The following is a 15,804-nucleotide window of genomic DNA, read 5'->3' as shown; positions in this document are numbered from 1 at the left end:
CTGAAGACATGAAGAAATAAAAAAGCACACCTTGGTGTGCTTTTTTATTCATGGGATATTGGCTTAGGCAGCTTGTTTCAGGCTAGCGATATCAATCACGAAGCGGTATTTCACGTCGCTCTTCAGCATGCGCTCGAACGCATTGTTGATTTCCTGGATCGGGATCAGTTCGATGTCGGAGATGATATTGTGCTGGGCGCAGAAATCCAGCATTTCCTGGGTTTCCTTGATGCCACCAATCAAGGAGCCGGCCAGCTTGCGGCGCTTGAAGATCAGGTTGGCGACGCTGGGCGAAGGATGCGGGCTGTCGGGCACGCCGACCAGGCACATGGAGCCGTCGCGCTTGAGCAGTGCCATGAACTGGTCAAGGTCGTGCGGCGCGGCGACGGTATTGAGGATGAAGTCGAAGCTTTGCAGGTGCTGCTGCATTTGCCCAGGGTCCTTGGAGATGATGACTTCATCGGCGCCCAGGCGTTTTGCATCCTCGACTTTGCTCGGAGAGGTGGTGAACAGCACCGTGTGTGCGCCAAACGCCTTGGCGAATTTGACGCCCATATGGCCGAGGCCGCCCAGGCCGACGATGCCCACTTTCTGGCCGGGGCCGACATTCCAGTGACGAAGCGGGGAGTAGGTGGTGATGCCGGCGCAGAGCAACGGCGCTGTCGCTGCCAGGTCGAGCTTGTCGGAAATCTTCAGCGTGAAGCGCTCATCTACCACGATCAGGTTGGAATAGCCGCCGTAGGTTGCCTGGCCGGGCATATTCTTGTCCGGGCTGTTGTAGGTGAATACGGAATGGTTGCAGTATTGTTCCAGGCCTTCCGCGCAATCGGGGCAAGTGCCGCACGAATCTACCATGCAGCCTACGCCTGCCAAATCGCCGATCTTGAACTTTTTGACATTGTTACCGACCCGGGTCACGCGTCCTACTATTTCATGGCCGGGCACCAGCGGAAATGTGGAGTTGCCCCATTCATCACGTGCCTGGTGCAGGTCCGAGTGGCAAACGCCACAGTATAGGATTTCGATTTCCACATCATTCGTACCTACATTGCGTCGCTCGAAAGAGAAGGGCGATAAAGGCTGTTTGGGATCATGCGCGGCATAACTGATGGCTTTAGTCATGGAAAGCTCCTGATTGGGAATGGTTGATTCTAGCTTGAGAAGTTGTTCAGATATTATGCCGTGTCAAATAAGGCCGAGGAATGAAGATATAGAAACTTCACAATTCCATATTCAGGAATTATTCAGCTGCTTGGATATAAACTAACAACCAAGATAGCACTTGGGAATAGTCTGTTTTTTTTATCTGAGAAGGAGCTAAGCGATTAATTTCTTATCATTTCTTAACAATTCTGAGGGGAGTGAAATAAACTTGTAACATGAATCATTCCCATTATAATTCGCCCCGTTCTTTACATTACTTAACACCTTAATTGGTTAAGTTGGCATTCACTTTAAAGGGGCATTCACTTATGGCAACAGCCATTCAACCTTCATCGTTTCTTATTAAACCCACAGTTTCGGTCCTTGCGATTGCATTTTCTGCGACTGGGAGCGTCCATGCTGCAGATCAGACAACAGGTGCACAAGCGCAGGAATCCAATACCTTGCCGGAAGTCAAAGTCACTACTGCGAAGGATGGGAACAATACTGACGGTTACAAGGTTGACCGTGCATCTTCGACCAAATTTACCGCACCATTGCTGGATACGCCAAAATCAGTCACGGTCTTGACCGAGGCGCTGATCCGAGACCAGGGTGCCACCACTTTCGAACAGGCGCTGCGCACCGTACCTGGCATCACATTCGGTGCCGGTGAAGGCGGCACGCCGATGAACGACAGGCCATTCATCCGTGGTTACGACTCCAGCTCTTCCACGTTTGTCGACGGCTTGCGTGACCTGGGTTCGCAATCCCGCGAAATCTTCAATATCGAAACCATTGAAGTGCTCAAAGGGCCAAGCGGTGCGTTCGATGGCCGCGGTTCCGGCGGCGGCAGCATCAACATCGTGAGCAAGACCCCCAAGGCCGAGAATTTCGTCCGCGGCAGCGTCGGGCTGGGTACTGACCAATACAAGCGCGGCACCCTGGATGTCAATTACCTGTTGAGCGAGGATATTGCAGTCCGCGTCAATGCCATGGCGCATGATGCCGATGTCCCAGGCCGTGACGACGTGGATATGAAGCGCTGGGGCTTTGCGCCTTCCATCACCTTCGGCCTGAACTCGCCTACATCCATGACCTTGAGCTACTACAAGCTGAAGACGGATGATATGCCGGATTACGGCCTGCCGTTGACATCGGCCAGTCAAGGAACAATTCGTAAACCTGTCAGTGGCATCAGCAAAGATAACTTCTATGGTCTGAAAGACCGTGATTTCCGCAAGACGGAAATCGATGCCGGTACGGCAACCATCAAGCATGCGTTCAATGATGATGTCAGTTTCCGCAACGTGACCCGCTATGCGGTTTCCAGGAATGACTACATTGTGACCAATCCGGATGACTCCGCTGGCAACATTCCAAGAGGCTATGTATGGCGTTCATCTAAGAGCCGTAACTCCAAGACTGAGTCTTTTGGCAATTTGAGTGAATTCAATGTCAAGTTTGATACTGCCGAAATCAAGCACAACCTGAGTGCTGGATTTGAATACAGTTACGAAGATACTACTAATAGGCCTTATAGCGTTGTTGACGGCTATGTAAGAGCAACGGGTTGTACCGCAGTCACTTCGGTTTGTGCAGACCTGTATGATCCGAATCCGTCCGCTCCATGGCTAGGCACTATCACCAAGGGTGCGACGACTACAGAAACCAGGACACAGACTAAGTCTTTCTATGTGTTTGATAGTGCCGAGATTGCTAAGGACTGGATTCTGAACTTGGGTCTGCGCCGTGATATCTATTCGACAGATTCAGATGCGTTGAACCGTTCAACCAATGTACGCACCAAGCTGGATAATGACTCTGCGTTCTGGAATTATCAGGCTGGCCTGGTCTACAAAATTCAGCCCAATGCTAGCGTATACGTTTCATATGGTACTTCTTCAACTGCGAGTGGCACCTCTAATGGCGACGGTACCGAAAACCTAAGCGTAGCTACTCAGAATTTGAAGCCTGAGCGTACCAAGAACTACGAAATCGGTGTCAAGTGGGATGTGCTGACCAACCTGTCTTTAACTTCTGCGATTTTCCACACTGAGAAGGACAATGCCCGTGTGACGTTGACTGATGGCACCACAATGTCCCTGGATGGTGAGCAGAAAGTCAAAGGGTTTGAAATCGGTTTCGCTGGTTCACTGACTCCATCTTGGCAAGTATTTGGCGGTTACACCTATCTTGACAGCGAGTTGGTTAACAATGGTCCGCGTGCTACTGATGCTGTCAATAATGGCAATGAGTTCCCAGGCATTGCCAAGAATAGCGCCAATATTTGGACTACTTACAATGTGACAGAGAAGTGGACAGTGGGCGGCGGTGCAAATTATATGGATCGTGTATATGCCAACACTGCCAATACCATTATCTTGCCTTCATGGACCAGATTCGATGCCATGACCAGCTACAAGATCGACAAGAACCTGACCTTGCAGCTCAATGTATTGAACCTGACCGACAAGAGATACTTTGACAAGACATTCACTACACACTTCGCCAATGTGGCTGCTGGCAGGTCTGCAATGTTGTCTCTGATATTCAATTATTGATTGTATGATCCAGGTCGGTTTTCATCCTTCACCTAATCAAGGATGAAAACGATGGAGTAACAAAAAGCCCCGCAAATTCTGGATTTGCGGGGCTTTGTTTTTCATGGCTGTTTAGCGGCCGGGCTTGTCCACGGATAGCCCTAAGGTGCCGGTACTAGCCAGCAACAGGAAGCCGCCCGCAATGGCCAGATCCTTGAGGAACAGGATGGATTGCAGCGAGTCCTTCAGGTCGAAATGGAAAAGGAAGGCTGCCGCGATGCAGAAAATGGCGAGCAGCCAGGAAACTAGGCGTGTCTGGAAACCGATTACAATCGCGATTCCGCCCAGGAGTTCAAGCGCTATCGTGGGCCATAGCAGTATGCCCGGCACCCCGGCAGACTCCATGTAGGCTACCGTGCCGGTCTGGTCCGCAATCTTTCCTGCGCCCGCAACGATGAAAATGATGGCGATCAGGATACGACCAACTAGGTGTGCATATTGATTCATTCATATCTCCTCTGCGTTTAGTATTGGAATAATTGGCAGGCAGCGATTAAAACTCATTCGCTGCCAAGCTCCACCATAAAGCAAAATGGATGAGGATGCCATGCCGGCATATTGATCCAGTCCGGGCACCGCCTCGTATCCATTGCTCATGGCCAATATCAGGCAAGTCATGCCTGGGATGTGTGCTTGACCAGTTGCTGGAATCGGCGGCAATAAAAAAGGGGCTTGAAAGCCCCTTGTGCGATGATAGCGCGAATATTTAGTGGTTCGAATTCACGCGAATTTTCTGCAGGATGATGGTGGACAGTTCTTCAATCGAACGGCTTGTGGAGTCAATCCAACTGATGCCTTCACGCTGCATCAGGTCCTCCGCCAGGCGGATTTCATGGCGGCAATTATCCAAGGACGCATAGTGGCTGTCGGGGCGGCGTTCGCTGCGTACGCTATGCAGGCGTTCGGGATTGATCGACAGGCCGTAGAGCTTTTCCGGGTGCTTCTTCAATGCCTCAGGCAGGGTGCCGCGCTCGAGGTCTTCCGGAATCAGCGGGTAGTTGGCGGCCTTGATGCCGAACTGCATCGCCAGATACAGGCTGGTCGGCGTCTTGCCGCAACGGGATACCCCGACCAGGATCACTTGCGCTTCGCTGAGGCCGAAATCGGTCATGCCGTCGTCGTGGTTGAGCGTGAAGTTGATCGCATCGATGCGTTCATAGTAGCTGTTGCCCAGTACGCTATGGGCGATACCCGAGGTGCGCGAGGGCTGTTCCTGCAACTCCTCGGCCAGCGGGTCGACGAACGAACCGAACACATCCAGATGCACGGCGTTGCTTTGCTTGAGCATGTCGCGCAGGTCGGTGTTGACCAAGGTCATGACGACGATAGGGCGGGCTCCGTCTGCTTTTTCCGTGTCGGCGATCCTGACCAGCGCTTCTTCCACCTTCTGCTCCGAATTGGTGAAAGGCAGGCGGATGTGCTTGAAGCTCACCGTGGGAAAGTGCGCCAGCAGATGCCCGACGGACTCGGCGGTAATCCCGGTGCCGTCGGAAATGAAGAATACACTGCGTTTCTGCATGGCGCGCTATCCCTTGGCCTAAGTGAGTTACTTGCTCTTGCTGATGCGTTGCCAGGTGTTGATCACGGTATCAGGGTTGAGGGACACGGACTTGATGCCCTTTTCCACCAGCCATTCCGCGAAATCGGGATGGTCGGAAGGCCCCTGGCCGCAGATGCCGACGTACTTGCCTAGGCGGTTCGCGGTGCTGATCGCCATTTCCAGCAACACCTTGACCGCAGGGTCGCGCTCGTCGAAGCCGGCAGCCACCAGGCCTGAGTCGCGGTCCATGCCCAGGGAAAGCTGGGTCAGGTCGTTGGAGCCGATGGAGAAGCCGTCGAAATATTCCAGGAACTGTTCGGCCAGCAAGGCGTTGGATGGAATCTCGCACATCATGATCAGGCGCAGGCCGTTCTCGCCGCGCTTGAGGCCGTGCTTGGCAAGAATCTCGACCACTTTGCGCGCCTCGTCCAGGGTACGCACGAACGGGATCATGAGTTCGACGTTGGTAAGGCCGAGCTGCTCGCGTACCTTGCGCATCGCAATGCACTCGAGCTCGAAGCAGTCCTCGAAATCGGGCGAGATGTAGCGCGTTGCGCCGCGGAAGCCCAGCATCGGGTTTTCTTCTTCCGGCTCGTAGATTTCGCCGCCAATCAGCTTGCGGTATTCGTTGGACTTGAAGTCGGACATGCGCGCAATGACAGGCTTGGGCCAGAATGCCGCACCGATAGTGGCCACACCCTCGGCCAGCTTGTCGATGTAGAACTGGCGGGGGCTTTCGTAACCCTTGGCGCGGCGCTTGATTTCCTCTTGCAGGTCGGCAGGCACGCTGTCGAGGTTGAGGATGGCCTTGGGGTGGATGCCGATCATGTTGTTGATCACGAATTCCAGGCGGGCCAGGCCGACGCCGTCGTTCGGGATTTGCGCGAAGCTGAACGCCATGTCGGGGTTGCCGACGTTCATCATGACCTTGACAGGCGCCGGCGGCAGCTTGGCTTCTTCTTCCTGGGTGACGGTGAAAGGCACTGCGCCGGCATAGACGTAGCCGGTTTCGCCTTCGGCACAGGAGACGGTGACGACCTTGCCGTCTTCCAGCAGGTCGGTGGCGTTGACGCTGCCGACGATCGCAGGGATGCCCAGCTCACGCGCAATGATGGCAGCATGGCAGGTACGGCCGCCGCGGTTGGTCACCAGCGCGGATGCGCGCTTCATGACGGGCTCCCAGTTCGGGTCAGTCATGTCGGCCACCAGGACGTCGCCAGGTTGCACGGTGTTCATTTCAGAGGCGTGTTTGACCACGCGGACGGGGCCGGAGCCGACTTTCTGCGTTACGGCGCGGCCGGTGATGATCGCGGTGTTGCCGCTGCTGTTGATCTGGAATTTCTCGACCACGTTGCCGCTCTGGGACTTTACGGTTTCCGGGCGGGCTTGCAGGATATACAGCTTGCCGTCCACGCCGTCGCGGCCCCATTCGACGTCCATCGGGCACTTGTAATGTTCCTCGATCAGGACGGCAAAACGGGCAAGCTCGAGGATTTCCTCGTCGGCGATGGAGTAGCGCGCGCTTTCTTCCTTGCTGTTCTCCACGGTATGGGTGCTCTTGCCGGCGACGTTGCTGTCGCTGAACACCATCTTGATCAGCTTGGAGCCCAGCGTGCGGCGCACGATGGCAGGGAAGCCCTTGGCCAGCAATGGCTTGTGGACATAGAACTCATCCGGGTTCACCGCGCCTTGCACCACGGTCTCGCCGAGGCCGTAGGAGGAGGTGATGAAGACTACGTCGCGGAAACCGGATTCGGTATCCATGGTGAACATGACGCCGGAGCTGCCGAGGTTGCTGCGCACCATGCGCTGCACGCCGGCAGACAGGGCGACGTCAGCGTGGATGAAGCCCTTGTGCACGCGATAGGAGATGGCGCGGTCATTGTAGAGGGATGCGAACACTTCCTTGATGGCGTGCAGGATATTGTCCAGGCCATGGATGTTGAGGAAGCTTTCCTGCTGGCCTGCAAAAGAGGCGTCAGGCAAGTCTTCGGCCGTCGCGGATGAGCGCACGGCAAATGTCATATCGTCGCCGGAATCGGCGGTCAGTGCCTTGTAATGCTCGGCGATGGCGTCTTGCAGCTCCTTGGGGAAGGAGGTGTCGACAATCCATTGGCGGATCTTTTCGCCGGTGGCGGCCAATGCATCGACATCGTCGACATCGAGCTTGTCGAGTTCCGCATTGATGCGCTTGTCCAAGCCGTCTTGTGCCAGGAATTGGCGGTAGGCGTGAGCTGTCGTGGCAAAACCACCTGGCACTCGTACGCCCTTGGCAGTGAGTTGGCTGATCATTTCGCCCAAAGAGGCATTCTTGCCGCCAACTGCAGGCACATCAGAGATGCGCAGCTTGTCAAAGGCGATTACGTAATCCAACATGTTTACTCTCCATCAATTACATGGCGCTGGGCGCACGTAAGTTTTTGTTTCAGTATGGCTTTCCATTAAGCAGTGAGCTATCGGGGAGCGTAATACTAAAAAGCTAAAGATTTTAAGGGGATGTAGATAAGAAAACCAATATTTTGCCTTATTCTGGGCTTTGGTGTCACGCGTCACCGCATGCGGACAGCAAAAAATCCCCTTGCAAACGCAATAATCCGGGTAATTGTAAACGCTGTGCAAGAGCTTGGGGATAGGGACTAGTCCAAACGGGCTAGGAGTTCTTAAGTTATTTTCTGGCCGGATGCTTGTTCAGCTTGCGCTGCAGGGTGCGCCTGTGCATATTGAGGCTGCGGGCAGTGGCGGAGATGTTGCCGTCGTTTTCCTGCAGTACGCGTTGGATGTGCTCCCATTCCATGCGGTTGACGGAAAGCGCATTGTTGGGGACGGGGGCGTTGATATCGCCCTCCGTTCGCTCGAATGCGGCAAGCACCTGGTCCGCGTCCGCAGGCTTGGCAAGGTAGTGCGTTGCGCCCAGCTTGACCGCCTCCACGGCGGTGGCGATGCTGGCATAGCCCGTGAGCACCACGATGCGGGTCTGGTTGTCCAGCTGGTGCAAGTGCCTGACCAACGCCAGCCCGGAATCTCCGGGCATGCGCAGGTCGATGACGGCATATTCCGGGCTTTCGTCCACATACATGGACATGGCGTCGGCCACATTGTGGGCGACCTGCACCAGGAATCCCCGTTTTTGCATGGCTTTTTCCAGGACTTGCGTGAATATCTCGTCATCGTCTACCAGCAGCATTGTCGGTTGGTCTTGAAGCGGTTCTTGTGTCATGGCGTGTGTTTCAGCGTGGACTGTAATTGGAGGTTTTTCAACGGAATGCGCACCCGGGTTAACGTACCTTGGGGTTCCCTGGGCGTGAACGCGACTTCGCCATCGAATTTTTCCAACACCGACTTGGCCAGGAATATGCCCAGGCCCAAGCCGCCGGCGTCCTGCTTGGTGCTATGGAATGGCCTGCCCATCAACGCGAGCCGGTCCGCGCTGGGAAAGCTACCTTGGTCATGGATGTCGACGACCAGGATATCCTGATCCACCTGGGCAGCCAGGCTAATGCCGTCGGGCGAGGCGTCGGCAGCGTTGTTGATCAGGTTGGTGAGGGCCTGGCCCAAGGCAAGGTCGGCCACAATCACCGGGCTCAGTTGCGGCAGATGGATGTCCAGCTTGATCGGCGTGACCGGGCGCATCTCCTTCCAGCGCTCCGCCACTTGCCTGATAAAGGCATCCGCAGGCATGGAGGAAGCGGCTTCGGAGCGCATCATACCGGCCGAGGCGGTGATGGAGGAGAGGATTTCCTTGCAACGGTCGATTTGCCTGCGCAGCAGGGTGAGCGAACCGGACAGCTCAGGGTCGTGCCGATGCTCCTGCAGCAGCTCCTGGGCAATGACCGCCATGGTGGAGAGCGGGGTGCCGAGCTCGTGCGCCGCGCCTGTCGCCAGAGTGCCGATTGCCAGCATGCGTTCGCTCGCGAGCACTTTTTCCCGCGATTCGGCCAGCAGCTTGTCATATTCGCGCAGGTTGCGTCCCATGCGCTCCACGAAAAATGCAATGACGACCGCGCTGACGACGAAACCGCCCCACATGCCGAGCAAATGCAGGCTGAAGCCTTCGTCATGCTCGTGGTAGGAAGCGCCGTGATGCACTGCGCTATGAATGGTCAACGGCTCGTACCAGAACATCAGCAGGCTGTAGGCGGCAATGACCAGCGCCGCGATCAGCCATGTGTAGCGCCAGGGCAGCGCGACGGCGGCCACCGATAGCGGCAGCAGATACATCCAGACGAAAGGGTTGCTGTAGCCTCCGGTGACATAGAACAGCCAGGTGAGCAGGGCAATGTCGAGCAATAGCTGTGTCAGCAGCTCGAGTTCATGGATGCGTGCCTGACGCCACAGGCGCAGCCAGCTGAGGAGGTTGACGGCCAGCATGAGGCCGATGGCGCTGGCGACCTCGAAGGTGGGCAGCGCGATGCCGAATGCCCGGGTGGCCACTACGCTGGCCAATGCCAGGGCGGCCATCATGACGACGCGCAGCCACAGCAGGCGGCGCAGGTTGGTGGCAAAGGCAAGTGAGGACATGGGGCGATTCTACCCTAGGCAGGGCTTGGCAATGCATGCGGCAGAATGCCGCATCCGCGCAAATGCGCCTTGCTTGGCGTGCGAGAGGCTGCGACAACATGTCGCATTCCCAGGCACCGGCGCTGCATTTAATATTCCCTTATCCAATTGAGGATACCTCGTCTAAAGGCCGATGGCCTTTTCGCAGAGGCTGGGTACTTGCTGGTGCCCAGCCTTTTTCTTTATCCGTACGCTGCAGTTTGCTTCAATCCCGATGGCATGCCTGGCCCGTGCTCGCGGGCTAGATATCCAGCCGGAGAGAGGCATAGACGCCGCGGCCCTCGCCAGGCGAGTGCAAGGTTTGCGTATAGTCAGGGTCGTAATAAACATATTCGTAGTAACGGTCCGCCAGGTTGCGCACTTGCAGTTCCAGGCTGACGTTTTTCTGCACTTGCCATGCGGCGCCCAAATTGACGAGGAAATAGCCGCCGTATTTGCCCCAGGTGTTGGAGCGCTCCAGGTAGTAATCGCCTTGCCCGTTGCCCCAGGCGGAAAGCTTGAGCGTGGGCAGGATGCGGTAATCGGCGCCCAGCCCGTAAATCTGCCGTGGCACATGGTCGATCTCGTTGCCCTTGTTGCCCAGCTCGGTGTTGCCCGGCTTGGTGATTTCCGAGCGCTGTACCGACAGGTTGGCCCAGATATCCAGCTTTTCCGTTGGGCGCAGGTTGGCCTGGAAATCGATGCCCTGGCGCAAGGTCTGGCCGATGTTCTCGGAATCATTGCTGGCGTTGCCCAGGATGCGGCGCGCCTCGTTGCTGGCTTTCTGCTCCCAGGCCGCGATACGCCCGTCGATCCAGTCCGTAGGCTGGAATTTCAAGCCCACCTCCCAGCCGTCGTTGATGGAGGGCTTGAGGTCGGGCGCGAGCGGGTTGGTTTTATAGGTGGCTGCGCCAATGCCGACCTGGAAGCTGCGCCCCCAGTTGCCATAGACGCTGTAATGCTCTGACAGGCTATATACCGCGCTGATCTTGGGCTGGCGGATGGCGCCGTAGTCCTGCGCATCGGCATTGCTGCCATCGAGCAGGTTCTTGAAGTCGCCGTCCACGCGGTCCACGCGATAGGCCGGCACGATCTTGAGCTTGGCGGTGGGGCGGATCACCGCTTGTAGGTAGACGCCGTAGGTGTCGAACTCGTAATGCTGGTTGCGCGTTGCGCCCAGCCTGTTGCGGGCGTTGGTCGTGTAGCGGTAGTTTTCATTGTTCTGCCATTCGGCGCTGAAGCCGCCCTCGACGGCCAGGCTGTGCAGGCCGAGGTGGTCCACATTTGGCCGCCAGGTCAAGGTGGATAGCATCCCGGTATGGTTCTCCCTGAGCAGGCGTTCCTGCTGGTTGGCGTTCATGACGGAAAACCTCACCCAGCGTTGGTCGTCCATGGTGTTGAGGTAGGCCTTGTTGGACCAGAACCAGTGATCGTTGATGGTCCAGTCGAAATGCAGGCTGAGCTGGTTGAGTTCACGCTCTCCGCCGTCAGCGGCATTGTGCGGCAGGGATTGCCGGGGGTGGGCGCGCGATTGCGCATAGGTCAGGTAGCCGGCTTCCTGGGCGTCCTGCCGGTAATGGCGTGCGATCAGGCCGGTGCGGAAGCGGCCGTCCTCGGAATCGTAAAACCACTTGCCTGCCACCGAATGCTTGCGGGAATCGGAATGGTCGCGGTATCCGTGATATTCCTGCACTGCCGCAAAGTAATTCTGGCTGAAGCCGTCTTTTTCGATGCCGACGGCGGTTTGCAGTTCACGCGTGTTGAAGCTGCCGTAGCTGGCCCGCGCCGTTGCGTAGTTGCCGCCTATCCTGGTGACGACGTTGGCATTGCCTGCAATATTGTGCAGGCCGTACCGCGGGTCGTTGGTGCCGCGTACGACTTCGATCGCCTCGATATCGAGCGGCATCAGCATGTCCAGATAAGGCATGTTGCCGTCGTTGCTGTTGCTGGGGATGCCGTCGATGAGCAACTTGACGGCATTGACTTCGCCCTCGCCGTTGAAGCCGCGGAACGAGAATTTCCCTGTCGTGGTGCCCATGCGGTATTCGGTCAGTTGCACGCCGGGAGCGCGGGAAAACAATTGCCAGCTGTTCTGCACCGATTGGGTTTCGATCGCCTCCTTGCCGATGACGTCGACAGAGGAGAGGATGCTGCGGGCAGGCAGGGCGGAAGTGCGGTTGCCTGTCACGACGATGCCGCCGATGGTGATCGTGGAGTCGTTGCTGCCGGCCTGCGTCGTGACATGGTCTGCCAATGCCTGGTGGTGGCATGCCGCCATCACGGACAGCGCGACAAGACGGTAACGATACTGCATGAAATGCTCCTGGATGGGGTGTCGTCGGAATGGGGGCTATCCGACCGTCATTGGTCTAATAAAGGGAGTGATCCGGGGTCTGCCGTTTTGCGTGACAAAGGCATATACTTGCTGCCCGGGACAGGAAAGACGGCCAGCCATGCGTTGTGGATCGAACATGGGGCCAGGGCCGCGGCAAGCCTGTTGAATAATGCTGCGATGCAGGCCCCATGGGCAATCGGCCCGTGCTTTTGCCTAAAAAGAATCATGCACGGATAATAACAACAAACGCTGTCCCTGAAGTGCGACAGATTGTCGCACTCGTATCATTTGCGTCATGCTCTTCATGAGTCAATGAAATATGAAACAAAAGATTATTGGAATTATCGGGGTTTTGATTGCTTGCTCGGCTGCCGCGGCAGAGATCGGGCTGGATGTCGTCAACCATGAGGAGGACGCCAAGCTGCGCCAGCTGGCGGACCGTATCCCGAGCAATTGCCGCGTGGCGGGTACGCGCGATGCGAACGGGCAGCCCGTGTTTTTCTGGCAGCACACCTTCACCGACGGCACGCGCGACCTGGTCATGGCCACGTCGCTCGAAGGGCGGCTGCAAGGCATCCGTCGAGTCACTTATGACGGCAGCCGCAGCCTGGGTTGTCATTTCCCCTTGCTCGCCATCGTGCGCGGCGGCAATTGGGGCTGGCACCTGGTGTGGATGCGCATGAACAAGGGCGTGTACTACGCGCGCATGGACGGCTCGGCGTGGGTGTCTTCCCCTCCCAAGCGGATGTCCACCGACGATGTCAGCCATATCGAATTGATCTCGCTCAATAACCAGGTGAACCTGAACTGGCTGGAGATTCGCAGCGACGGCACCTCGGCGCTGCACCAGCTCGTTTCCGAGGACGATGGCCGCACTTGGGACCGGCGTTAGCGCAATGTAGGATTTTGTTAATGCCTGGTGCTTGAATTCATCCTGGATGGTCGCCATGTAGTAGTCAACCAAACATACATTGAAGGAAGGCAAGCATGCGTTTCGACAAACTGACTACAAAATTCCAGCAAGCCCTGGCTGACGCGCAAAGCATCGCGGTCGGCAACGACAATCCCAACATCGAAGCCTCGCACCTGCTGCTGGCCCTGCTCAACCAGGACGACGGCGGCACCGCATCGCTGCTCGCGCGCGCCGGGGCGAACCTGGCCCCGCTCAGGGCCGGGTTGCAGGCCGCGGTCGACAACTTGCCGAAAGTGCAGGGCAATAGCGGCGACGTCTCGATTTCGCGCGAGCTCAACAATCTCCTCAACGTCACTGACAGGAACGCCCAGAAACGCAACGACGCCTATATCGCGAGCGAGATGTTCCTGCTCGCGCTGGCCGACGACAAGGGCGAGACCGGCCGGTTGCTGAAGACCCACGGCTTGACCAAGCAGGCGCTGGAGCAGGCGGTCAACGCCGTGCGCGGCAGCGATACCGTCAATAGCCAGGAGGCGGAAGGCAACCGCGAGGCCCTGAAGAAGTTCACGGTCGACCTGACCGAGCGCGCGCGCTCCGGCAAGCTCGATCCCGTGATCGGGCGCGACGATGAAATCCGGCGCGCGATCCAGGTATTGCAGCGCCGCACCAAGAACAACCCGGTATTGATCGGCGAGCCCGGCGTGGGCAAGACCGCGATCGTGGAAGGCCTGGCCCAGCGCATCGTCAATGGCGAGGTGCCGGAAACACTCAAGAACAAGCGCGTGCTGGTGCTGGACATGGCGGGCCTGCTGGCGGGCGCCAAGTACCGTGGCGAGTTCGAGGAGCGCTTGCAAGCCGTATTGAAGGAACTGGCGCAGGATGAAGGCCAGACCATCGTCTTCATCGATGAAATCCACACCATGGTGGGCGCCGGCAAGGCGGAAGGCGCCATGGATGCCGGCAATATGCTCAAGCCGGCGCTCGCGCGCGGCGAATTGCACTGCGTAGGCGCGACCACGCTGGACGAATACCGCAAGTATATCGAGAAGGATGCCGCGCTGGAGCGCCGCTTCCAGAAGGTGCTGGTGGACGAGCCTTCGGTCGAGGCGACCATCGCCATCCTGCGCGGCTTGCAGGAAAAATACGAAGTGCACCACGGCGTCGAGATCACCGACCCCGCGATCGTCGCCGCCGCCGAGCTGAGCCACCGCTACATTACCGACCGCTTCCTGCCGGACAAGGCCATCGACCTGATCGACGAGGCGGCGTCGCGCATCAAGATGGAAATCGATTCCAAGCCGGAAGCGCTGGACAAGCTCGAGCGCCGCCTGATCCAGCTCAAGATTGAGCGCGAAGCGGTGCACCGCGAGAAGGACGAGGCTTCGCAAAAGCGCCTGTCGCTGATCGAGGATGAAATTCGCCGCCTGGAAAAGGAATATGCCGACCTGGAGGAAATCTGGAAGGCGGAAAAAGCCCAGGTCCAGGGCAGCAAGCACCTGAAGGAAGAGATCGAGAAGGTCAAGCTGCAGATCGAGGAAGCCACGCGCAAGGGCGAATGGCAGAAAGTGTCCGAGCTGCAATACGGCAAGCTGCCGCAGCTGGAAACCCAGCTCAAGCAGGCCGCCAGCGCCGAGGAAGGCGAGCCTAAGCAACACCGCCTGCTGCGCACGCAGGTCGGCGCGGAAGAAATCGCCGAGGTGGTGTCGCGTGCGACGGGCATCCCTGTCTCCAAGATGCTGCAAGGCGAGCGCGACAAGCTCCTGCATATGGAAGACAAACTGCATGAGCGCGTGGTGGGGCAGGACGAGGCGGTGCGCCTGGTCAGCGACGCAATCCGCCGTTCGCGCTCAGGCTTGTCCGACCCCAACAAGCCGTATGGCTCCTTCCTGTTCCTGGGTCCTACCGGCGTAGGCAAGACCGAGCTAACCAAGGCGTTGGCAGGCTTCCTGTTCGATTCGGAAGACCACCTGATCCGCATCGACATGAGCGAGTTCATGGAAAAGCATTCCGTAGCGCGCCTGATCGGCGCGCCTCCGGGCTATGTCGGCTACGAAGAGGGCGGCTACCTGACCGAGGCCGTGCGCCGCAAGCCTTACTCGGTGATCCTGCTGGACGAGGTCGAGAAAGCGCATCCGGACGTGTTCAACGTGCTGTTGCAGGTCCTTGACGACGGGCGTTTGACCGATGGCCAGGGCCGTACGGTGGACTTCAAGAATACGGTGATCATCATGACGTCCAACCTCGGATCGCAGATGATCCAGAACATGAGCGGCGACGACTACCAAGTCGTCAAGCTGGCCGTGATGGCCGAGGTGAAAGCCAATTTCAGGCCTGAATTCGTCAACCGAATCGACGAGGTCGTGGTGTTCCATGCGCTGGGCGAGTCGCACGTGAAGTCGATCGCCGGCATCCAGTTGCAGAGCCTGGCCAAGCGTTTGGCGGCGATGGACATGCAGCTCGACGTCAGCGACGCCGCACTGGCCGAGATCGCCAACGCCGGTTTCGATCCTGTGTATGGTGCACGTCCACTCAAGCGTGCGATCCAGTCCGAGATCGAGAACCCGCTGGCCAAGGAAATCCTCAATGGCACATTTGCCGCCAAGGATACCGTGCATGTGGACTTCAAGGGCGGGCGCATGGTGTTCAGCAAGGCTTGACCATAACGGGGCAGGAATATTCCTGCCCCGTTTCTTATGATCAGAGTGAAAAATTTTGCAATAGAATATGAACGGTT

At 57.4% G+C, this 15,804-nt stretch carries 10 protein-coding genes; 3 read left to right on the top strand and 7 right to left on the bottom strand.

Annotated features, from left to right (window positions below):
- Positions 1-63: 63 nt before the first annotated feature.
- Positions 64-1,122 carry an NAD(P)-dependent alcohol dehydrogenase gene (locus tag ACJSDX_RS00590; protein WP_407993041.1) on the bottom strand — a complete coding sequence of 353 codons (1,059 nt, stop codon included), beginning with the start codon at positions 1,120-1,122 and terminating at the stop codon, positions 64-66.
- A 350-nt stretch (positions 1,123-1,472) separates the two neighbouring features.
- Here ACJSDX_RS00590 and ACJSDX_RS00585 point away from each other — a divergent pair, with 350 nt between their 5' ends.
- Positions 1,473-3,707 carry a TonB-dependent receptor gene (locus ACJSDX_RS00585; RefSeq protein ID WP_407993040.1) on the top strand — a complete coding sequence of 745 codons (2,235 nt, stop codon included), beginning with the start codon at positions 1,473-1,475 and terminating at the stop codon, positions 3,705-3,707.
- A gap of 111 nt (positions 3,708-3,818) precedes the next feature.
- On the opposite strand, the gene ACJSDX_RS00580 is transcribed toward ACJSDX_RS00585, so the two are convergent.
- The 6 genes from ACJSDX_RS00580 to ACJSDX_RS00555 form a co-directional block, all read right to left on the bottom strand.
- The gene (locus ACJSDX_RS00580; RefSeq protein WP_407993039.1) at positions 3,819-4,193 is read right to left on the bottom strand and encodes a DoxX family protein; all 375 of its coding nucleotides are present in this window, start codon (positions 4,191-4,193) and stop codon (positions 3,819-3,821) included.
- Positions 4,194-4,452: 259 nt separating this feature from the next.
- Positions 4,453-5,265 carry a posphoenolpyruvate synthetase regulatory kinase/phosphorylase PpsR gene (ppsR, locus tag ACJSDX_RS00575; protein WP_407993038.1) on the bottom strand — a complete coding sequence of 271 codons (813 nt, stop codon included), beginning with the start codon at positions 5,263-5,265 and terminating at the stop codon, positions 4,453-4,455.
- 27 nt (positions 5,266-5,292) lie between these two features.
- Entirely contained in the window at positions 5,293-7,662 is a 2,370-nt protein-coding gene (ppsA, locus tag ACJSDX_RS00570) for a phosphoenolpyruvate synthase (RefSeq protein ID WP_309566301.1), read from the bottom strand.
- Between the two features lie 289 nt (positions 7,663-7,951).
- Positions 7,952-8,470 (bottom strand): response regulator transcription factor, encoded by a 519-nt coding sequence (locus ACJSDX_RS00565; RefSeq protein ID WP_407993037.1) that lies wholly within the window; start codon positions 8,468-8,470, stop codon positions 7,952-7,954.
- A 29-nt stretch (positions 8,471-8,499) separates the two neighbouring features.
- Entirely contained in the window at positions 8,500-9,804 is a 1,305-nt protein-coding gene (locus ACJSDX_RS00560; RefSeq protein ID WP_407993036.1) for an ATP-binding protein, read from the bottom strand.
- Positions 9,805-10,084: 280 nt separating this feature from the next.
- Entirely contained in the window at positions 10,085-12,136 is a 2,052-nt protein-coding gene (locus ACJSDX_RS00555) for a TonB-dependent receptor (protein WP_407993035.1), read from the bottom strand.
- Positions 12,137-12,476: 340 nt separating this feature from the next.
- Between ACJSDX_RS00555 and ACJSDX_RS00550 the strand changes: the two genes are divergently transcribed.
- Positions 12,477-13,049 (top strand): hypothetical protein, encoded by a 573-nt coding sequence (locus ACJSDX_RS00550; protein WP_407993034.1) that lies wholly within the window; start codon positions 12,477-12,479, stop codon positions 13,047-13,049.
- Positions 13,050-13,144: 95 nt separating this feature from the next.
- Positions 13,145-15,727, top strand: a complete 2,583-nt coding sequence (clpB, locus tag ACJSDX_RS00545; protein ID WP_407993033.1) for an ATP-dependent chaperone ClpB — start codon at positions 13,145-13,147, stop codon at positions 15,725-15,727.
- Positions 15,728-15,804: the final 77 nt, after the last annotated feature.

The sequence above is a fragment of the Methylobacillus draconifructus genome (genome assembly GCF_045984355.1).
Classification (GTDB): Bacteria; Pseudomonadota; Gammaproteobacteria; order Burkholderiales; family Methylophilaceae; genus Methylobacillus; species Methylobacillus flagellatus_A.
This window is presented reverse-complemented; position numbering and strand designations above follow the sequence as displayed.